Here is a 21,081-nt window from a genome sequence, read left to right on the forward strand (position 1 = left end):
AGATTCAACTTACTTACCGAATGACCCAGCAGAAAATATTATTTATAAGCCACGACGCCAACCGGGCAGGAAGTCAACTACTTTTGCTTCAGCTGCTTCGTTTGCTTAAAGAAAGAGGAGTTCCGATGCACCTGTTGCTCTGCAATGGCGGCGAATTGGAAGAGGAGTTTGCTGAGGTAGTGACGATTACGAAGTTATACAATACAGAAAACAGTGTTTCCAATCCTTTTTCCGGCAGATTTTTACAAAAAATCCGACTTTATAAACTCTACGAAAAACAAAACGCAGAGCGTGAAAACGACCGGATTATTGCGGAGTTAAAAAGCCAGAACATTGGACTGGTATTTGTAAATTCAATCGCCAACGCCGAGGTTTACTCTGATTTCCTTAAATTTTTGCACCATTTACCCGTAGTCCTGTTCGTACATGAACTGGGCATGGCGGTGAAATTATATACTTATGAGGATCACTTGTCATTTTTGTTAAAAAAGACAAGCCACCTGATTGCCGTTTCAAACGCTGTCGCCAATCATTATGTACGGGATTACAATTTCCCCGCCGATCAGGTAAGCACATTTACGCTTATTGATCACGACCATATTGATGAAAAACTAAAAAATGCACAGCCCGAGCTTTTAGAAAAAACACATGCAATACCCAGGGACGCTGTTGTAATTGGTGGATGCGGAAATGCTGAATGGCGCAAAGGAAACGATATATTCAACTGGATAGCCAGAAGAGTTATTCAAAAAACCGCACCGCTGGACGTTTATTTTGTCTGGGTTGGGGCTGGTCCGCAGCATGAGATTTACGAGCTGATTAAAAGCGATATCCACCTGATGGGTCTGGAAGACCGTATCATTCTGATACCTCCCACCCCACAGGCACTCGACTATATCAGCCGTTTTGATGTTTTGCTTTTGAGTTCACGAGAGGATCCTTATCCGCTGGTGGTACTGGAAGCTGCTTTAAACGAAATTCCTGTCGTATGTTTCGACGGGGCTGGCGGCGCACCCGAGCTGATCGAGTCTGACGCAGGTTTTGTGGTTCCTTACATGGATATTTCAGCAGCCTCAGAAGCGCTCATTAAACTGATCCTGGATCCTGTTTTGCGGGAAACCATGGGAGCAAAAGGTCGTACAAAAGTTTTGGAACGTCACAATACTGTGAAGAGTGTGGCAAAAATTGAAGCGATCATTCAAAAGTATCTACCTTTGCAGGTTTCCGAAAAACACGATCAATGACCATTGCCTATACAATCTGTTCAATTAACTATTTAGCCCAGGCCCGCACACTTGGAGATTCGTTAGCCGTTACAAACCCGGATATCTTGTTTGTAATCGGATTGGTGGACAATCAGGAGGGCGTGAATTTCGAAGAATCCTATGCGCCTAAATATCCGATGATCGAAATAGATAAAATCGGTATTGAGGGTCTGGATGAAATGGCAAACCGGTACAATATCACCGAACTTAATACCGCGGTAAAGCCATTTTATTTCACTTATTTTTTCAAGAATTATCCCGAGGCCAAAAACGTCATCTATTTTGACCCCGATATCATCATATACCAGCCTTTGACGGGTTTACTGGCTTCATTGGTAAAACATGAAGCCGTTTTAACACCGCATATCAATACTCCGATCGAGGACAGGCTTACGCCCAATGAACTGCACCATTTAAATACGGGTATTTGCAACCTTGGTTTCGTGGCATTCAGAAGAAGTGTCGCCAATACCGAGTTTATCAAATGGTGGGAAGAAAAACTTCGTTACGAGTGTCTGATCGATCTGTGCAACGGATTGTTTGTGGATCAGAACTGGATGAATTTCCTCCCGGTTTTTGTTCCAAACACGCATATCGAGCGGAACCCGGGGTATAACGCGGCCTACTGGAATTTACATGAACGTGTTTTCTCAAAAAAAGGAGACGAATTTTATGTAAACGGTGACCAGCCACTTATCTTTTTCCATTACAGCGGATATGATCCGGAGAAGCCGGACGTGTTATCCAAGTACCAGGACCGCTTCAAGTTATCGGAGCGCACGGATGCTATTCCGCTTTTTGACATTTACAGAAACAGCCTTATCAGCAATGGAAATGCCTATTATCGGAAGTTCCCTTGCTCTTATATCAAACCGACTCAGGTCAAGCGTTACCTCCGGGTGCGTAAATACCTGAACCGGCCAATTAAATACTTAATCGATCAGATTGATACCATGTAATGAAAGAACTCGTATCTGTACTGATTCCCATATTAAATGCGGAGTTAACGCTCCATGAAGAAAAAGTTTTACATCATAGCCTGAAGGCGCTGGCCAGATATCCTGTCATTTTGTTCACCTATGAAGGAGCCGATTTATCTGCCATCAAAACAGACCATGAGCGTGTTGAAGTTTTAACGTTTAAATCAAAATATTTTCAGTCCCGGGAGGCCTTGTCAAATCTCTTTCTGATGGAAGATTTTTACACCCGTTTTACCTGGAGTGATTTTGTACTGATTCATGAATTGAACAGCTGGATTGTTAAAGATGAGATTCATTACTGGTGCAAACAAGGTTATGACTACCTGCATGCCAACCCGGTTTTAGACAAATCTGTTTTTAAAAGTGACAGCATCAATGACTTTTCCCGGATTTTAGGTCTGAATGAAAAAGAGAAAATATCGCTCGGACAAAGTTTTGAAAATAACGGGCTGAAACTGTGTAATATTCAGCGGATGATCAAGGCATTGTCTTCCAGAAAAAAGGAGGCGCATTATTATCGTCAGCTGGAAAATCTGCCAAATAAAGATTCAGTGTTCTGGGAGATTGAGGCTAACCGTTTCTGGCCGAGTTTACGAAAACCGACTCCGATTGTTCAAAGTCGTTTTTCACAAAATATTACACATGCACATCCCGGCTATGCGGATAACCGTGATGCATGGCCAACCGGATTGTCCGGCATTGACCTGGATAGTACAGATAAGCTTCCGTACTATAAGTAAGAAAGAGATCAATAAAGAATGAACATATTTTTTACCGTTTGCAACAGATCAGAATTATCCAACGCGCTGGCTTTGGGTGCTTCCGTTTTGCGCCTGCATCCTGAGAGCATTTTTTATCTTGGCTGGGCCGACACCGTACCGCTCCCCAATGTCCAGGATGGAATAAAATTATTGTCAATCGAAAAAATTGATATTCCCGAGTGGGGAGAAATGTGCGCGCATTATTACGATTTCGAAATTGTTTTCGCTGCGCGTCCATGGTTTGCAAAAGGAATACTAAGAAAACATAAAGATTGCAGCCGTTTGATTTTTCTTTCTCCAACCACTGTGCTATTCAGTTCGGTGTTTGAAGCAGGGACTCAGGAAGCTGACCTTTTATTGACACCACATATTACAAAACCGCATGCTCCATCCAGCAATCTGGACGACAAACGCATTTTGAATATCGGTATGTTTCATTCGGGAAGCTGGATGTTAAAACCTGGTGAGGCTACGGCTCATTTGTTGGATTGGTGGGCGCATCGCACCATCGACCGGGCTAAATTTGATCTTTGCAACGGTATGTGCCTCGATCAGCTTTGGCTTAATTACGCTCCTGTCTGGGTTAAAAATACGGTTCAGCTCAGGCATTCAGGATGGCATTACGGCTTGCACAGTATTTTGAATAAAACATTGACAGAAGAAAACGGAAGTTATTTCGTCGACAACGAAAAGCTGATTTCCATAGATTATGCCGGTCTGAATACCTTTCATCCGGTCTGGTCTGATCATGTCAAACTTGTCAACCAAAGTCCGGTTTTCAAAAAATTGCTGACGCAATACGAAACAACGGTAAAAAAATACGAAAAAGTTAACCTGAACAAGCAGCCGGGTTATGGCAAAACGTCGAAGATCAGCGGCGACAGGTTACTGAGAAGAAAAATCGCCGGTAAGCTGGAAAATATTACAAAATTCATTGACCAGTTTTAAGGTTAATACAAAGGAATAAAAACAAGTATGAAACCTCTTCAGGAAAGTACAACCGAACTTCGTGATTTTATATCGAAACTGACGGTAAATAATTCGGCGAATGATGAAAGCAAGCGTTTTCCAAAGCTTACCATCATTACGCCCTCGTATAACCAGGCGGACTTTCTGGAACGCACCATTTTAAGCGTTTTGAACCAGAATTATCCCAATCTTGAATACATCATCATTGATGGCGGTTCTACGGACAGAAGCGTGGAGGTTATTAAAAAATACGAAAAATACCTGACTTACTGGGTTTCCGAGAAAGACCGCGGACAGGTACATGCCATCAATAAAGCGCTTGAAAGAGCAACAGGCGAATGGATCAGTTTCCAGAATTCTGATGATGTATATTTTCCGGGCACATTTCAGCGTTTTGGTAAAGCGGCTTTGCAGCAACCGGCGGATATTCTGTATGGCGATCTGTTTATGATCTCAACGGATGACGAAGTGACCGAAATATTAAAAACGACGTCATACAGTCTCACCTGTCAGATTCTGGAAGGTATGCAGATCCATAACCAGTCGTTGTTTTTCAAAAGGGCATTGGTTGAAAAGTATGGCAAGTTTGATGAATCGTATCGTTTTGCATTTGATTACGAATTTATCACACGATATACCCTGCACGACACCACCAAAATCCGCAAGATTGACGGACTCGGCGGGGCACTCAGAGTACACGCAGATGCGAAGTCGTCAACGATTGCTTCGGTCGGTTCTGAGGAACATTTGAGGATACAAAAATTGTACAATTCTGCGATAACCTTCCCAGCTCTGAACAAAATACGGTATCTTTGGTGCAGGATCCGAAAAGTGTCCTATTTTTTGTTTCGATTTGATTTCAAATACATACGTTTCAGATTATCAAGATGAATTTGAATCTAGCAAGTTTAATCAAGAACTTTAATTTCCTGAGGTATTCTGTGGGCATCGCCATGATGTTCAACGGATTTCCTTTGATATTCTTTTTTCGGGACACACTTGGAATCGGGCCTGCGAGCAGCACATTTACCGCTATCTTTTTCCTTTTGGCGCTGGTATTGATGGTGCCAAGTAATCTGTTTCTGAGATTTTATAAGCCTAATCCAATTCTCTTTAATCTGGGCGTAGGGTTTCTGGCGATCTCCATGTATTACTTTTTCTTTTTCAATCCCATTGGAAAAGGGGTTACCGATATAGGTAATTACGTATTTATTTTCGCGTTTTTAATTCTCTTGCTCAGCGTCCCCAGCGATGTTGCCGACACCTTGGTACCGGTTTTATTTCTGTTTTCGCTGTTTTCCAATATTACGCTGGTTTACTCACTGATCACGGATCCAAGCTGGACCGTTGGGATGCGTGCCGCCGTAAGTTTTTCCAATGAAGGCGCACAAGCGGGTGGAAATCCGCACATTACAGCCCGAAACGGGGTTATTTGTTTACTTACAGCATTAGTGCTTATTCCACGGTATAAGAGTATTTTAGGCCGGTTATTTTTATACTTCTCAGTTCTTTTCAGCCTGGGTGTTATCGTGATTTCCCTGGCCAAATCCAGTTATCTTGGTGTTGGGATGATGGTGGGATTGTATGTATTTTACAATTTCAAGCTCACCAGAATGTTTACCGCTGTCGGGAATTTTTTCACTTTCAAAAACATCATGATTACCGTGCTTGTCCTGATCGGTATTAATTATTTCCTGAGCCAGTACAGCAACGTATATTACAGTCTTGTCAATTACTGGAGTGTATTTGAAGACCGGATCATGGACGTAATTTTCACCTCTTTTGGGGTTAAACTTACCGAAACAGCCGATATCGACGCCTCGGCTATGGGACGTGTCAGCGGCTTTTCTGATTTCCTGGACACCTTTTATTCATGGGACGTATTCCTGGGAAGAGGATATAAAAGTGGTTTCCTTGATATACCGGTGCTGGAAGCATGGGTTAACCATGGCGTTATTGGCTTCCTGTTTTTTAACGGCTTTAATTTCTTCCTTTTCATTTATGCTGTTCAGGAGATCAAAAGAAACACAAGCCCTTTGTCGACATTCCTTGCGTATTTCTTTATTTCGCTGATCGTTTTGTTAATATCAGGCGGACGGCCTTACGATATCGCATACTGGTTCCCGTATGCCGTTATGATCCGTTTCCTGGGCATTAAATATTTTGACAAATTCGCTGCGAAAAAAGCCAGCACACAGCTCGTGACCGCTACCTCCTAGGCATTAAACAAACACTATGAAAAGTAACCTCAATCCTTCTTTCATTGAGGTTAACAACACTTGCACATGAGACAAAGAGTAGAACAATTGGATGGATTAAGGGGGATTTTTTCCATTCTTGTTGTTGCCCATCACCATAACGCATTCCGGGATTCCATTTTTTACAACAACTTTTTCGTAATCAATTCCAGTCTTTTTGTGGATTTTTTCTTTGTGCTCAGCGGTTTTGTTATCGCGATGAACTACATGGATAAATTGCGCAGCAAAGAAGATTTCGGCACTTTTATCAAGAAAAGGTTTATCCGTTTATACCCGTTGCTTTTTTTTACCGAGGTAATATTTATCATCGCCAACCTGATTGGAGACCATAGTTCATTAAAAAATGTATCGGACATGGACTTGTCATATTACCTTCAGGCCGGTTTGGATACGCTCACATTTATGGGCTCAACACCCATCCTCGGCGACTGGATGGGAATAAACTATCCGGCGTGGTCAATTTCTTCCGAAATGATTTCCTACGTCGTTTTTGGAATCGTTCTGGTTTTACTCCCCGCTAATAAGTACTGGGCATTTTTGCTGATTACTATTGCCAGTGCCGGGTTTATTGTCTTCAAAGGCGAATACATGCTCGTTTATGACTATGGATTCATTCGAGGTCTGTTATGCTTCTGCATGGGAATATTCACTTTTGCGATCCTTCGTGACAGAAGTTTCAAACTGACATTATTTGAAATCCCCTATCTGATCGTGCTCGTTGGCGCGATGTACGCGACACATCATTATGAATGGAATCTGATCAGACTTATTTTCCCTGTGTTATTCGCCATCGGGATCATCATTTTTGCATCCTCAACGGGAATCGTTACAAAATTACTTTCCAGCAAGCCATTCCAATACCTGGGGCGCATCTCCTACTCGATCTATCTTAACCACGCGATCGTGCTGATATTTGTGAATATCTGCCTTTTCCGTGTTCTTAAATGGCAGCCAACCGAAAGCAGAATCGCGTTGTCGCTGATTATATCCATTTCACTGACTGTTTTTTATTCCCATTTCACATACGAATTCATAGAAAAACGTTTCGGGAAGTTTCTGAAAAACAAACTGGGTTAGTAATAACGCGCACGATTTTTGTTTCTAAAATCATACGCAGATTGTAAACCAATCCGTCTGCGGATTGGTTATTAAAATGTACTAATCCATTAGAACAGATGTCAGCATTTTCGGAATTAATCAATAGCAATAAACCCGTTCTGGTCGACTTTTCAGCAGAATGGTGTGGTCCCTGTAAAATGATGAAACCTATCCTGGAAGAATTGAAAGCCGGTTTGGGTGACAAAGCCACGATTATTAAAGTGGATGTCGATAAAAATCCTTCCGCGGCCAAAGCCTACAAAATTCAGGGAGTTCCCACTTTAATTGTCTTCAAACATGGTAAGGTCATGTGGAGACAATCAGGCGTAGTGCAGGCAAACCAGCTGCAAAACGTGATCAGCAAATACTTATAGACCCAATCAACCCTATTTTAATGTACAACAGAAGAAACGTCGAGCTAATCAGTAATATCGATTTCACAAACCAATATCTACCCCGCGACAGTTTTGAACAGGTTGAGTTCTCCAACTGTACTTTTTCAGATCTCTCAGGGAGCGACTTCACCGACTGTTCTTTTGTTGGATGTAATTTGAGCAATGCGGTCATAACCAACTGCAAATTGTTTGACGTTGAATTTGTTGACTGCAAACTAATCGGCGTAAATTTTTCGGATACCAAAGACTTCGGATTTTCTGTTCGTTTTGAAAAGTGCCTGCTGGATTACACCAATTTTGACAATAAGAAGCTGAATAAAAGCGCTTTCATTCATTGCAAGATCAACGGTGCAGATTTCACCCAGGCCGATTTATCCAAGTCGAAATTCACACACTGTGATTTGATGGGCGCCGTATTTTCTTACAGCAACCTCAGCGGTGTAGACTTTACAACCAGTGAAAATTTTACGATTGACCCAGCGATTAACAATGTCAAAAAAGCTAAATTCTTATCTTCTGATTTAGCCGGCCTTTTGACTAAATTTGACATTATCATTAAATGATAGTGCAAAAAAACAATTCCTAAACCAAGACTTAAAAATTCTCTTAATCAATGTCCTACCAGATATTCGCCGACACGGTCTATACCGGCCATTCGGTTTTAAAAAACCAGCTCATTACGATTGAAAATGGCAAAATATCGGCCATTAAACCTTCTGAAAAAATTCAGGGAATCAAACACGTCCAAAACATTTGCGCAGGGTTAATCGATGTGCACATCAACGGCGGCGAACGTTTTCATTTTACCGACAAAGCGGATGAAGAAACCATCGACGACATTTACCAGGCCAGTTTACTGGAAGGTACTGCTTATGTTTTTCCTACACTGATCACTTCGTCGCTGGAAAATATTTTAAAAGGTATTGAAGCCACCAGAAATTATATATCCAAAAACCCAGGTTCAGGCGTGTTGGGCATGCACCTGGAAGGGCCTTTTCTCAATCCCATAAAACGGGGAGCGCACCTGGCTGAGTATGTTAGAAAACCCTCCGATACGGAACTGGAAGCCATCATCAGTCACGGCAAAGATGTGATCAAAATGATCACCATTGCTCCTGAAATGTTTACTCCTGAGCAGATAGATATGCTTTTAGACTCGGGTATCGTCGTTTCGGCCGGGCATTCCAATGCTACCTATGAAGAAGCGAGCCAGGCATTTGGGCAGGGTATAAAACTTGTTACACACCTTTACAATGCCATGTCAGCATTTGCGCACCGGCAGCCTGGCCTTGTTGGCGCCACATTTGATACCGACACGGTTTATGCGCCAATCATTGTAGACGGCGTGCATTGCGACTACGCAGCGGCCCGGATTGCCTACAAAGCGAAAAAGGAAAAGTTATTCCTGATTTCTGATGCCTTGTTCGTTGGCGAAAAAGTTACTGAGTTTCAATGGGGCGAGTTTAATGCTTTTCTTCGGGACGGTCAATATAACAATTCCGAAGGAAATCTGGCCGGTGCAACCATTTCCCTGGCCGATGCAGTGAGAAATACTGTACAGCAACTGGATATTTCATTGCAGGAAGCGATTGAAATGGCAACCATCCGTCCAGCAAAAGCAGTAGGTATGGCGGATCAGATTGGCAGTATTGCCGTAGGTTATCCGGCTGTTTTCACCGTTTTTGACGATGATCTTAGAAAATTTGAGGTTTTGAAATAATATTTTAACCGTCGCGAACGATATCATTAGGCTAAGTACGCGACGGTTAAATTTATACGATCAGCAATCCGCCGCTCTTTAAATCCTCCCAGACTTTGGACTTTGTAAAAATTTCAAAGTCGCCCAGGCCCTGTGACTCATAGTCGTTTCGCAGATGCTCCAATGAATAAGGCTCATGTTTTCCGATCAGCAAATCCGGCATCCGGGTTTCAAGCCACTCGCCTACTGCCGGTGAAGTTTCCAAAGCCCATTCCTGTTTTTTGTTATAAAAAACGAGTTCCGCTATTTCAACAACTTTTTTACCCTGCTTTTCTTCAAAAACAGAAAGTGTCGGTAAACTTCCCATCCAGATCACCATGGCATTGGTACGCGGTATGGCGTCTGGAAAATGGCTGATACTTTTCTCGATATACCTTGGCGGAATAGATGTAGGCGGGACCTTAAAATCAAACCATTTTGACAACGGAAAATCAAAACAAACGCCATGCATATAATTGAACAACGATTTTCTTAAACCTTCCGAAAACAGGTCGTGATTGGCTCCAAGCGGATCTTTATGTTCAAGATCATTGTTAGCAAACCCTCCCAGATCAGGCCCGATACGCATCACATCGAACGCTTCGGGATGCAAGCCCACGGGGCTGTGTGCCGTCATTGCAAAACGATGCCAGAAGCCAGACTGGACAATCCCCTGCTGAAACAACTGACGAACCATTTCAAGGGCATCCATCGTTTCCTGTGCCGTCTGCGTAGGAAATCCGTACATCAGATAAGCATGCACCATAATTCCGGCCTGCGTGAATGCATCAGCCACGCGTGCTACCTGTGCTACGGTTACCCCTTTTTTCATCCGTTCCAGTAACCGGTCGGATGCGACTTCCAGCCCGCCGGATATGGCAATACAGCCCGAAGCTTTAAGCAACAGGCAAAGATCGTGGGTAAAGTTTTTTTCAAAACGGATATTCGTCCACCATACAACGGTTAACTTACGGCGGATTATTTCCAGTGCCAGATCTCTCAACAGAGCCGGCGGCGCAGCCTCATCTACAAAATGGAACCCGTTTTGCTGGGTTTGTTCTATGATTTCTTCGATACGGTCGCACAGCAGCGCAGCCGTCATGGGTTCATAACGCCTGATGTAATCCAGCGAAATGTCACAGAAGGAACATTTCCCCCAATAACAACCGTGCGCAAGTGTCAGCTTATTCCATCGCCCGTCGCTCCAAAGCCTGTGCATCGGATTGACAATCTCGATTACAGAAAGATAATCATGCAACGGCAAATCGCTGTAATCAGGTGTACCGGTATCACGCTGCGGTACATCCTTTTCCTTTGCGCCGTTGTAATAAACCACTTTGCCGTCGGTACGTGCATAAACCCGCTTTAAATTCGTGATCTCACGTTCGCCATCCAGATATTCAAGCAAGGATAAAAGCGGCGCTTCACCGTCATCCAGACAAACAAAATGAATGTAATCAAAAACGCGTGGTTCTTTTAGCGAGCGTAATTCGGTATTGGCAAAACCGCCTCCCATGACCACGGTCATTTCCGGATAAAATTTCCGGACATACTGCCCGCATTTCATCCCGCCATAAAGATTCCCCGGAAAAGGAACCGTTATACACAGAATATCCGGTTTATAGGTTTGTATTTTCTCTTCAAGTATTTCAACCAACAATGTTGTCAGCAGGGTGTCCGGCATTTCAAGCGCTTCACACATTTCATCAAAATGCGTCGCGGACCGGCCTAAACGTTCGGCATAACGGCTGAATCCGAAATGCGGATCAACGGCTTCCTGAATTAAATCACCAAGGTCTTCGAGATACAACGTGGCCAAATGCCGCGCTTTGTCGTGAATCCCCATGGTACCGAATGCCCAGTCCATATCTTCCAATTGTTGGAAACGGCCGGCTTCGGGTAAATAACTCCGGTCACAAATGCTATGTGCAAGGGTCGGATTTTTGTTTTTCAGGAAACGGATCACCGGGTCTATCGTGCTGATATATTCGTCGCGCAAAGCGTAAATCCGAAAGCTGTTATCCGTTAGTTCCGCATCTGAATTATCCAGATCCTCAAACATTTTCTTCAATCCCCGGGAAGAAAAAAGTGCCAGAATTACATCAATACCCAGGTCAGCCTGATGCGATTCCCGCCCCAGCGTATTCAGGAAACCTTTCAGGTAAGCTGTCGCAGGATAAGGGGTGTTCAGTTGCGTAAAAGGCGGGGTAATAAATAAGGTTTTCTTTTTCAAAGCACTACGGATCTCGATTTTCACGACACAAAGGTACGGGAAGTTTTGAATCGATTGACGAAGAACAGCAGGAGTTCTCCTGATTGCGTTTTCAGAATTCACATTATCATAACATATCACCATAGCCCATTCCTTTCCAAAAAAGGTATTATTGCAAATTAAAATCACGTGCACCCATGCAAGTCTTTTCAGGATATAGATTGACCCGATTGCTGTTGCCGGCAATGTTGTTGCTCTTACCTTCACTCATTTTTGCTCAGGAAAATAAGTCATATCCCGCATCAAGGTTTCCCGACAGGGTCATTCTTGGCTGGAAAGGAGATCCTGCACACAGTCAGGCCGTAAACTGGCGGACTGATTCAACCGTCAAAAAAGCGGTGGCCGCTATCCACGAAGCAGATCCGTCACCCGATTTTCAGGCCAATGCAAAAATGATCAGTGCGAATAGTCAATCCATCGTTATCGATGGGAAGACGGTTCAATACCATGAAGCCAATTTTACGGATCTTAAACCGGCCACTCAATACATGTACCGGGTTGGCGACGGAACTTCGTGGAGCGAATGGTTTCATTTTACCACAGCCTCCGATAAAAGAGAACCGGTTTCGTTCCTCTATTTCGGCGATGCACAAAACGATATACGATCGCTCTGGTCGCGTGCAGTCCGTGGGGCGTATTCAACGCTTCCGAAAGCAGATTTTATGATTCACGCCGGCGATTTGATCAATAGCTCCAATGTTGATTATCAATGGGGCGAATGGTTTGAGGCCGGAGGTTGGGCTAATGGCATGGTGCCAAGCCTTCCGACACCCGGCAATCATGAATATTACAGGGATAGCGAAAAGAAACCACATGTGTCGATGCACTGGCGCCCTCAGTTTGCTCTGCCTGAAAATGGCCCGGAAGGATTAACGGAAACCGCCTATTTTATCGACTACCAGGGAATAAGGTTTATTGCCATGGACTCGCAGGCCGCGCTGCTTGACTCAGCCGTCATGGAAAAACAGGCCGCCTGGTTTGAAAAAGTAGCACAGAATCACGGCATGCGCTGGACGGTTGTCATACATCACCACCCGATTTATTCCACCAAGAATGGCCGGGATAATGAAGAATGGCGGGCACGTATGGAGCCGTTGTACAAAAAATACAGCATAGATATCGTTTTACAGGGACACGATCACACCTATGGTCGCGGGATTAACATGCCTTTGGGCGTAAGCCGCAAAAAACCGGACGGCCCCATTTATGTCGTTTCGGTAAGCGGACCCAAGATGTACGATATCGGTTTGCAAAACTGGATGGATCGCGCTTCCAACACCCAGCTTTATCAGGTGATTACCATTGACGAAACAACGCTTGGCTTTAAAGCCTACACCGTCAACGGAGATCTTTATGATGCGTTTGACCTGCAAAAAGATAAAAAAGGAGAAAACACCTTGATTGAACGCGCCAATTCTTTACAAATGCAGGAGCGTCTGGAATTGCCCGAACGTCTCCAAAAAAGCTTTAAGGCCGAAGAGTTGAAGGAATACAATCAACGGTTTCAGGAATACAAGGCCCGAAAAAATAAGAAATAGCTATTTGTAGCCGGAAAAACAAAATTCCCATTAATCCAGCGGTCACCGGGTTTACCCTGTGTTCGCTGGATTTCTTTTTATCGTTAAAAATCGTTGCTAATGCTTTCCTCCTGCGTAAAGGTGGTCATCTACACCCCGTTTTTTCAAATCTGCTACAATGTTTCCATTGTTTTGCTGCCGATGGGTAATATTCCAATTGATCAGCGCTTCATCCAGAGCTGCATTGAGCAGCACAACCGTTTTCCGACGTTTAATATCAAGACAGGTTTTCTCCATATGTTCTTCGTAAACAAGCCTGGCATCTTCGGTGTAAAAGCGAATAACTGACCCGGCCGGGATTTTCGCATTCGTTTCCACAACCCAAAAACCTTTCGGTACAGGTTCCGCGCGCGACTGCGCTTTGATTAAAGTGGCTGTCAGATTGAGCAGAAGTATGGTAAGTACCAAAGTTCTGATGCTGCAAATTCCTGATTTTTTCATGGCTATCAATGATAAAAGATTCATATATACCAATTCCCGGCAGCAGTTGATCCCAAACAATCAGCATGCGTTTTCCTTATCCTATTAGTCGTAATAACAGGAGCAAAAAGCAACAGCAAATGCGGATAAGTTGTAATTTTCTTACTAAACGTAAGAACTGGCGGAGCTAAATTAAACAGCGGCAAGAATCTTAAATAACCTTGTCAGATGTCTGTCGACAGACAGCAGTGTTTCACAGACGAAAGGTGTGTTATTGATGCACTTTGCGAAATGAAAGGAATGGCAAAAACCGGATACTTTACCAAAGAAAAAGCCGGTTCAAATTTTCATTTGAACCGGCTTAAAACTTTTCACACTTGGCCGAAACGGCCATCGTGTGACCCATAAGGTTATTCTTTCATATTGAAATAACTGAGTGTAATTCAACACAAAAAATGATATCAAAAAAATCATGAAACAACCCTGAACCAAATTACATTTCTTGATTATAGTAAATTTTATAAAATTTACGACCGTCATCTTCCACACCTCTTTCTATAAGCGATTTTTCGCCATGAATGTAAATGTCAAAATTCTTATCTAATTTTAAAACCTTTTTGAAAATTCTAGCTTGTTTTTTAACCACGTCTTGAGCAATTGCAAAATTGTCTTGCCACTCTAACTTTCTTTCTTCCTTAAATAAATTATTAAAAGTTCTAAAGGATTCAATGATGTTTTCATCCTGCAACACCTCACGCTCAAAAACTGAATTTGAAAATGTCTCGTGTTGCTTAAAGAAGCTAACCGACCTATTCAGTAAATCAATCTGATCTGCTCTACTGGCTTCATGGTCTTCGGGCAATTTTTCCGTGACAAAAGCTTTGGTAAGACTCAAAACATGGTTAGTGCTATTTACATTATCACGTTTTGGCTCGACTCCTAAAAAATCATGAGTCCAGTACTCTGTTTCAGAATTCGAATTTTCCAATAAAAAAACTGTATAACGATCATCCGTAAAAAGAATTAGACAAGCTTTTTCCGGTTTCTTACTTCCAATTCCTTGCCTAAATTTAATACCAATCTTATTGTCTTTGTCATTACCCGTAATTTCTACAAAACTCTCTTTATTCTCAAATTTGTAGATACCAATAGCTTCATGAAATGTATCTTTCAACTTAATGTCGTCAAATTTCGCTATAAACAAATCTCCATCTTTTATACCAGGATGACGCGAAGATGTAAACAAATGAGTTGCAATATTTTTTGACGAATTAATAAAGTCCGAGCCTCCATAAATATCTTTTGAAATTTTAAACAATGTATTTAAATCAATATCAATGTTATGAGAGAATTCATATGTAGAAGATGCCGAAGAAAATGATTTCAAAAGGATACGTCTTAATGTACTCTCTTGATCTTCGTCGCTAACTTCTATGACATTTTCATTAAGTTTTAAAGAATCCCTTGAAGAATTAACCTTGTGTATAATTACATCCCTAATTATAGCATTATTTATATCTACCATTATTGTTTCATTTTAAAAACATTGTATTGAACCATACTACTTACTATAAAAAGTGTCTTATACATCACAATTCCAATAAAATAAAGGACAAAAAACCTTTGAGCCGATATAATTATGAGTTTTAAACAAGTTTTAACATCGGTAACAGATATATTATCTGTTACAAAATGATATTCACTAAGTTTTATATTTCCTAAATCTTCAAATAGAGTATTTAAAGCTAATAGTAAAATCAAAAAAATACTCAAAACTATATTATAGCCTGTGACATATGAAAATTGCTTTGAATAGTTAAATGACTGTGTATCCCACAATACCTGCTTTGCATTCTCCTCCGTTACGTCTTTTAGTGCTATCTTATAATTTTTCAGATTCACTTCCTTATCGTCTTCGTCAAATTGATCAAAATTAATTTTGTAAACCTTAAGATTTTTGTCCTTCGGCACATAGAACTTGTCAAAACTAAATACCAGCGCAGTAATAAATAACCCAACAAGAATTGACAGAACTGAGGAGAAATAAGAAACAAAATCTGAACCAAACCCTTTGTCTATGCAAACAGTAATGGACACAGAAATTATTCCAACTATTACCCGCACCAAATACTTATTAAATTTAGAATCATCAACCTTACCATTGATATCTATTGATTCATAATATAATGCGTTGTATTGAAGCGTTTTAATATATTTAATCAGACTTAGTAGCATTTTTATCTGGCCTTATTTCATTTAAAATTTCATTTTCAAAAAGGCTATGAATATAGGAATTTAAAGCATCGAAATCAGGCGTATCATCAGGATTAAATTTTGTTATATAATCTTCTAAGTATATTACGGGAGTAAATGTTTTATCTCTATCAGCCCATTGGAATGTCTTCGTTTTATTAGAGCCTTCTTTCCTTGTTGTTAACTTTGAATCAAACTCTCTCAGCTCCTTTTGATTTTCCGGTTCTCCGAAAGACATTGCAGCGAAAAATGCTTTTAAGGCATCAGCAGCTGCTGCTGGTATCCAACCTTTTTTGGGGGTTGCTACAATTTTAATATCATATGATGGGGGTATGCTAGATTCCCCATCCGTTCTACTGTTAAAGTCAGGATTGATAAATGTTTCTTCAAACACGATGCTTTGTATAAGAGAATCTTTTTTAAAATCGTCTTGGAAACTTTTGGGAGCAAAAATTGATATAGGAGAATTGTAAAAATGCTTACCACTAAATATTTTCGCTACAAAGTTTCGAAATAACTGTGTTACTGATTCTTGCGAGCTATTAGAGTGTATTCCAAAAAATCCTTCATTATGATCTAAAGGACAATATAAAAATATGTAATAGTACAAGTAGACTATCTTATTTGTTCCCAATTCATTTTCGTCTTCTTCATTTTGAGTATCACCCAATATTCTATATCTACCGTACGGCCCACCATTTATGACACCAGAAATTATGAATTTTGAAATATCCGCAATAGGTTTTTTCTTGATATAGAGATTTTTCTTCTTGGCGACCTTGATTATTGTCTTGAGCTTTTCATCTCTAGCGTGCTCCCCTGTCAATGAATCCTCAAAATACTTGAATAATCTAGTGAATAGCGTATTATCGGATTGTGTTGGTCGACCACCTAGTTCTTCAATCACAAAGTCCTTAAATGTTGCAGTTTGTTCCTTTTTATGTTTTAAAGTAAATCTAAAAAACTCGATTTTGGGATTTATTGCCATAATAACACATTTTAGATAGAGAGATTATTATATAAACTAGGGTTCAATCAATTGAATTGACGGACATTAAAAACTTATCTACTTAATATTACGAGTCACAAAAACATCCTCTGAGAGACTTCTATTACTCGACTAGGCGCTGAGGCTAAAAATTTAAGACTTCACTTTTAGAAATCTGCCGGATTTTCTAGACGACTGATGGTCTGTTGAAAAGATGTCCATCATTTCAACTTCGGGTAAATTGATTCGTTACAAAAAATAAAAGTTACTATTATTCTAAGCCACAGCAGTCTAAAACTACATCTATAAAAACCCAGATAAGAATCATCAAATATTCCCCGTTACTTCTCTAATAAATCGCGTCTACTGCCGACAAAGTTGGGCTCAAACAAAAACCAGCTAATCATTTTTGAACTGATCAAATTTACTTTTCGCTTTTCTTGATCTTCTCATACTTCGCTTTCGACAGTTTATCTTGCATTTTTAGCAGTTGCCTTTGAAGACGGATTAGTTCTTCAGTCATGTCCTTTTCAGAGTTCCGGTGTTCTGGAAAACCCTATGCACTCCACAAGTTTTTGACTTGACCCGACAGGTTCTGGATGTGATCTCCGACTGATCCGTAATATGGCAAAAATCCAATATTTTACCAAAGAAAAAGCCGGTTCAAATTTTCATTTGAACCGGCTTAAAACTTTTCACACTTGGCCGAAACGGCCATCGTGTGACCCATAGGGGAATCGAACCCCTGTTTCAACCGTGAAAGGGTCGTGTCCTAACCGCTAGACGAATGGGCCGACTGGTCTCCTACTTCGTGTGCGATTTCAGCACTTTCTTTCTTTTTTCCGACTCCGTTTCCGTNGGGGAATCGAACCCCTGTTTCAACCGTGAAAGGGTCGTGTCCTAACCGCTAGACGAATGGGCCGACTGGTCTCCTACTTCGTGTGCGATTTCAGCACTTTCTTTCTTTTTTCCGACTCCGTTTCCGTTATCGTGGTGCAAATATGCACGGTTGATTTTTCAATTCCAAATGTCAGATGAAAATATTTTTAAAATATTTTTTACCAATCTCATTATCAGTAATTTAATTTTAAAACTTTTTTTTTAATTATTTCAGACTACCATTAAATTGCCATTACTTTTTAAATTTGGGAAAGGCATACCTCTAAATTCATTCACCCTGTTATGATCAGATATATTTGTGGTCTTCTACTCTCTTTTGTGTTCCTGAATGCAAATGCACAAAACAAAACACCCGATGATTTTCTGGGGTATCCTTTAGGCAGCAAATTTTCTTTCCACCACCGGATTCTGGATTATTATAAAACCATTGCCACCCAAAATCCAGATCGGGTGAAACTGATACAATATGGAAGTACCTATGAAGGCAGGCCTTTGATGGTTGCTATTGTCGCTTCTCCGGAAAATCTAGCCAACCTCGATAACATCCGGAATAGTCACCTGAAAAATATAAAACTGCTGCCCGGAAATACGAATACCAAAACGCCGGCTATTGCCTGGCTTGGTTATAATATTCACGGCAACGAGGCTGTTTCATCCGAGACGGCCATGAAAGTGCTTTATGAACTGCTCAATAAAAATAATACATCCACACAGGAAGCCTTGAAAAACACAATTGTCATTCTCGACCCATGCAGTAACCCTGATGGCCGAGAACGTTACGTTTCTTGGTATAACCGCGTACAGAATGCTGAGCCGGACATCACGCCCTTTGCTTTGGAACACGACGAACCATGGCCCGGCGGTCGGTTTAACCATTATCTTTTCGATCTGAACCGCGACTGGGCATGGCAAACGCAGAAGGAAACGCAGGAACGGGTAGCTTTCTACAACCAATGGATGCCGCATTTACACGCAGATTTTCACGAAATGGGCGCTGCCCGGAGTTATTATTTCCCACCGGCGGCTAAGCCTTATCATCAGGATATCACAAAATGGCAGCGGGAATTCAATGAGTTGCTGGGTGCCAACTGCCGCAAATATTTTGACCAGCGAAACTGGACCTATTTTTCGAAAAAGGATTATGACCTGTTTTATCCAAGTTACGGCGATACCTGGCCGACTTACAATGGAGCCATCGGTATCACGTATGAGCAGGGCGGTGGCGCACGAGGCGGATTGGCGTTATCCCGCCCCGACCAAAATGATACGCTGACGCTAAAAAGCAGAATTGAGCATCATTATGTCACCAGCATCGCTACACTTGAAACCATCTCTTCTCAAAAAGAAAAAATCGTAAGTGAGTTCATCAGCTTTTATGACAATGCCATCCAAAAACCTATCGGCGCTTATAAAACCTACCTGGTCAAGTCGCAGGGGAATGAGGAGCGAATCCGGTCATTTGCAGAATGGCTTTCCAAACAGGGATTTGAATATGGTATCGCGGGTAAAAATTTATCACTTAAAGGTACTGAACTGACAAGCCTTTCCGAACAAAACGTTAAAGCAGATAACAATGATCTTTTAATCAGTGCTTTTCAGCCCAAATCCAATCTGCTCAAAATCCTGTTTGAATCGCAGCCTGCTTTGGAAGATTCGATCACATATGACATCACAAGCTGGGGGCTTTCGTACCTCTATGGTTTACAATCGTATGGACTAAAAGAAAAGCTGGCCCCGGCGGCCTACCAATCGGAAAAGATTGAAAACAACATTCCCGCGACAAAACCTTACGCCTACCTCGCACACTGGAAAAGTGTCAATGACGCCGTTTTCCTTTCCGAGCTGTTAAAAAGAAAAATCCTTGTCCGGACATCGAACGTCCCTTTTGAAACCAATAAAACATCTTTTGAAGCAGGCACGCTGATCATTGCCAAAAAAGGTAATGGCGGTTCAAATTTTGACAGCCTTGTAACCTCACTGGCCACCAAATATCACGTTAAACTGATTCCGACCAGCACGGGCTCGGTATCCTCCGGGGTCGATTTTGGTTCGGATCAGGTTGTATCTTTGAAATCTCCGAAAATTGTTACCTTATATGGCGAAGGTATCTCAACAACTTCGCTGGGTGCGGTCTGGCATTATTTTGAGCAACAGATTAAATATCCTTTAACGCTGGTTGCCACCTCAAAAATTGCGCAGCTTCCTTTGGATGAAGTGGATGTTCTCATTTTACCCGACGGAAATTATTCAGCCATCCTGAATGACAAAATGCTGAACGCTTTGCAGGAATGGATCAAGAAAGGCGGCAAACTGATTGCGATGGAAGACGCAAACGAAGCATTTTTGAACAAACCTGGTTTTGATATCTCCAAAAAGAATTCAGCATCCAAAAAGACTTCGGATCCGTTCAAAAAATTCGGGGATAAGGAAAGGGAAGAAAGCAGCTATTCTTCGCCAGGCAGCATGTACCAGGTATCACTGGATGCTACACATCCGCTCGCTTTCGGGTGCAGCAAGGAATATTTCAGCATTGTCAGAAATGCCTATAACATTGACTACCTGACAGAGGGATGGAACGTAGGATACCTGTCCGAAACCGGATACAAGGCCGGATTTGTGGGCAACAAGGCTACTGAAAAGCTGAAAAACACATTAATTATGGGTGTCCAGGAAATGGGTCAGGGACAAATCGTATACCTGATGGATGACCCGCTTTTCCGGGGAATGCTTTATAATGGTAAAATACTTTTCAGTAACGCTGTGTTTCGCTAAATTTTAAAGGAAATATCTGACGGCCAGTTCATAACCCTTTAACCCCAGTCCGCAGATCATGCCTTTGCAACGGTTGGTCAGAAAACTATGGTGACGGAAAGATTCTCGCGCATGGATGTTGGAGATATGCACTTCCACGGCCGGCGTCGTCACGGCCGATAATGCATCAGCCAGCGCAATCGAAGTATGTGAATACCCTCCCGCATTGACGATAATGCCGTCAAAAGTAAAACCCACTTCGTGGATTTTATCAATTAAGTCACCTTCGTGGTTGGATTGATAATAATGTAATTGTGTGTTGGGAAAGTCTGCTTTCAAAGTTTTGAAATAGTCTTCAAACGTTTGACTGCCATAAACGGTTGGCTCGCGCGTGCCTAAAAGATTAAGATTAGGACCATTGAGAATTAATATTTTTTTCATACACCAGGATCGGGC

At 41.7% G+C, this 21,081-nt stretch carries 18 protein-coding genes and 1 tRNA gene; 12 read left to right on the top strand and 7 right to left on the bottom strand.

Going from position 1 to position 21,081, the window contains the following annotated elements; all coding sequences use genetic code 11:
- Positions 1-20 precede the first annotated feature (20 nt).
- The 10 genes from M1L62_RS03960 to nagA all read left to right on the top strand — a co-directional run bounded on the left by M1L62_RS03960 (position 21) and on the right by nagA (position 9,446).
- Positions 21-1,244: a glycosyltransferase family 4 protein gene (locus M1L62_RS03960; RefSeq protein WP_254411707.1), complete on the top strand. Its 1,224-nt coding sequence runs from the start codon at positions 21-23 to the stop codon at positions 1,242-1,244.
- Positions 1,241-2,224, top strand: coding sequence for a glycosyl transferase (locus tag M1L62_RS03965; protein WP_254411708.1), 984 nt, complete (start codon positions 1,241-1,243; stop codon positions 2,222-2,224). Before M1L62_RS03960 ends, M1L62_RS03965 begins: the two co-directional genes overlap by 4 nt.
- Positions 2,224-2,985: a DUF5672 family protein gene (locus M1L62_RS03970; protein ID WP_254411709.1), complete on the top strand. Its 762-nt coding sequence runs from the start codon at positions 2,224-2,226 to the stop codon at positions 2,983-2,985. Before M1L62_RS03965 ends, M1L62_RS03970 begins: the two co-directional genes overlap by 1 nt.
- Before the next feature lie 18 nt (positions 2,986-3,003).
- Complete coding sequence (locus tag M1L62_RS03975; RefSeq protein WP_254411710.1) at positions 3,004-3,954, top strand: hypothetical protein; 951 nt, start codon at positions 3,004-3,006, stop codon at positions 3,952-3,954.
- A 27-nt stretch (positions 3,955-3,981) separates the two neighbouring features.
- Entirely contained in the window at positions 3,982-4,866 is an 885-nt protein-coding gene (locus tag M1L62_RS03980; protein ID WP_254411711.1) for a glycosyltransferase family 2 protein, read from the top strand.
- Positions 4,863-6,194, top strand: coding sequence for a hypothetical protein (locus M1L62_RS03985; protein WP_254411712.1), 1,332 nt, complete (start codon positions 4,863-4,865; stop codon positions 6,192-6,194). Before M1L62_RS03980 ends, M1L62_RS03985 begins: the two co-directional genes overlap by 4 nt.
- Positions 6,195-6,260: 66 nt before the next feature.
- Positions 6,261-7,310, top strand: a complete 1,050-nt coding sequence (locus tag M1L62_RS03990) for an acyltransferase family protein (RefSeq protein WP_254411713.1) — start codon at positions 6,261-6,263, stop codon at positions 7,308-7,310.
- Between the two features lie 98 nt (positions 7,311-7,408).
- Positions 7,409-7,705: a thioredoxin gene (gene trxA, locus M1L62_RS03995; RefSeq protein WP_254411714.1), complete on the top strand. Its 297-nt coding sequence runs from the start codon at positions 7,409-7,411 to the stop codon at positions 7,703-7,705.
- A gap of 20 nt (positions 7,706-7,725) precedes the next feature.
- Positions 7,726-8,289 (top strand): pentapeptide repeat-containing protein, encoded by a 564-nt coding sequence (locus M1L62_RS04000; protein ID WP_254411715.1) that lies wholly within the window; start codon positions 7,726-7,728, stop codon positions 8,287-8,289.
- Between the two features lie 50 nt (positions 8,290-8,339).
- Complete coding sequence (gene nagA / locus M1L62_RS04005) at positions 8,340-9,446, top strand: N-acetylglucosamine-6-phosphate deacetylase (protein WP_254411716.1); 1,107 nt, start codon at positions 8,340-8,342, stop codon at positions 9,444-9,446.
- Positions 9,447-9,498: 52 nt separating this feature from the next.
- Here the strand turns inward: nagA and M1L62_RS04010 are convergent, their stop codons facing one another.
- On the bottom strand, positions 9,499-11,697 hold the full coding sequence (locus tag M1L62_RS04010; RefSeq protein WP_254412063.1) for a B12-binding domain-containing radical SAM protein: 2,199 nt from the start codon (positions 11,695-11,697) through the stop codon (positions 9,499-9,501).
- Positions 11,698-11,921: 224 nt separating this feature from the next.
- Here M1L62_RS04010 and M1L62_RS04015 point away from each other — a divergent pair, with 224 nt between their 5' ends.
- Positions 11,922-13,274, top strand: a complete 1,353-nt coding sequence (locus tag M1L62_RS04015; protein WP_254411717.1) for a purple acid phosphatase family protein — start codon at positions 11,922-11,924, stop codon at positions 13,272-13,274.
- Positions 13,275-13,370: 96 nt separating this feature from the next.
- Here M1L62_RS04015 and M1L62_RS04020 read toward each other — a convergent pair whose 3' ends face one another.
- The 5 genes from M1L62_RS04020 to M1L62_RS04040 all read right to left on the bottom strand — a co-directional run bounded on the left by M1L62_RS04020 (position 13,371) and on the right by M1L62_RS04040 (position 17,768).
- Positions 13,371-13,754, bottom strand: coding sequence for a hypothetical protein (locus M1L62_RS04020; RefSeq protein ID WP_254411718.1), 384 nt, complete (start codon positions 13,752-13,754; stop codon positions 13,371-13,373).
- Between the two features lie 472 nt (positions 13,755-14,226).
- Positions 14,227-15,258: a nucleoid-associated protein gene (locus M1L62_RS04025; protein WP_254411719.1), complete on the bottom strand. Its 1,032-nt coding sequence runs from the start codon at positions 15,256-15,258 to the stop codon at positions 14,227-14,229.
- Complete coding sequence (locus M1L62_RS04030; protein WP_254411720.1) at positions 15,258-15,968, bottom strand: hypothetical protein; 711 nt, start codon at positions 15,966-15,968, stop codon at positions 15,258-15,260. Before M1L62_RS04030 ends, M1L62_RS04025 begins: the two co-directional genes overlap by 1 nt.
- Positions 15,949-16,974 carry a hypothetical protein gene (locus M1L62_RS04035; RefSeq protein WP_254411721.1) on the bottom strand — a complete coding sequence of 342 codons (1,026 nt, stop codon included), beginning with the start codon at positions 16,972-16,974 and terminating at the stop codon, positions 15,949-15,951. Before M1L62_RS04035 ends, M1L62_RS04030 begins: the two co-directional genes overlap by 20 nt.
- 722 nt (positions 16,975-17,696) lie before the next feature.
- Positions 17,697-17,768: transfer RNA gene (locus M1L62_RS04040), tRNA-Glu, on the bottom strand.
- Between the two features lie 388 nt (positions 17,769-18,156).
- On the opposite strand from M1L62_RS04040, the gene M1L62_RS04045 reads away from it, so the two are divergent.
- Positions 18,157-20,646: a M14 family metallopeptidase gene (locus M1L62_RS04045; protein ID WP_254411722.1), complete on the top strand. Its 2,490-nt coding sequence runs from the start codon at positions 18,157-18,159 to the stop codon at positions 20,644-20,646.
- Positions 20,647-20,649: 3 nt separating this feature from the next.
- Here the strand turns inward: M1L62_RS04045 and aroQ are convergent, their stop codons facing one another.
- Positions 20,650-21,066, bottom strand: a complete 417-nt coding sequence (gene aroQ / locus M1L62_RS04050) for a type II 3-dehydroquinate dehydratase (RefSeq protein WP_254411723.1) — start codon at positions 21,064-21,066, stop codon at positions 20,650-20,652.
- Positions 21,067-21,081: the final 15 nt, after the last annotated feature.

Origin of the sequence: Dyadobacter diqingensis, from assembly GCF_024220585.1 — a bacterium.
Classification (GTDB): Bacteria; Bacteroidota; Bacteroidia; order Cytophagales; family Spirosomataceae; genus Dyadobacter; species Dyadobacter diqingensis.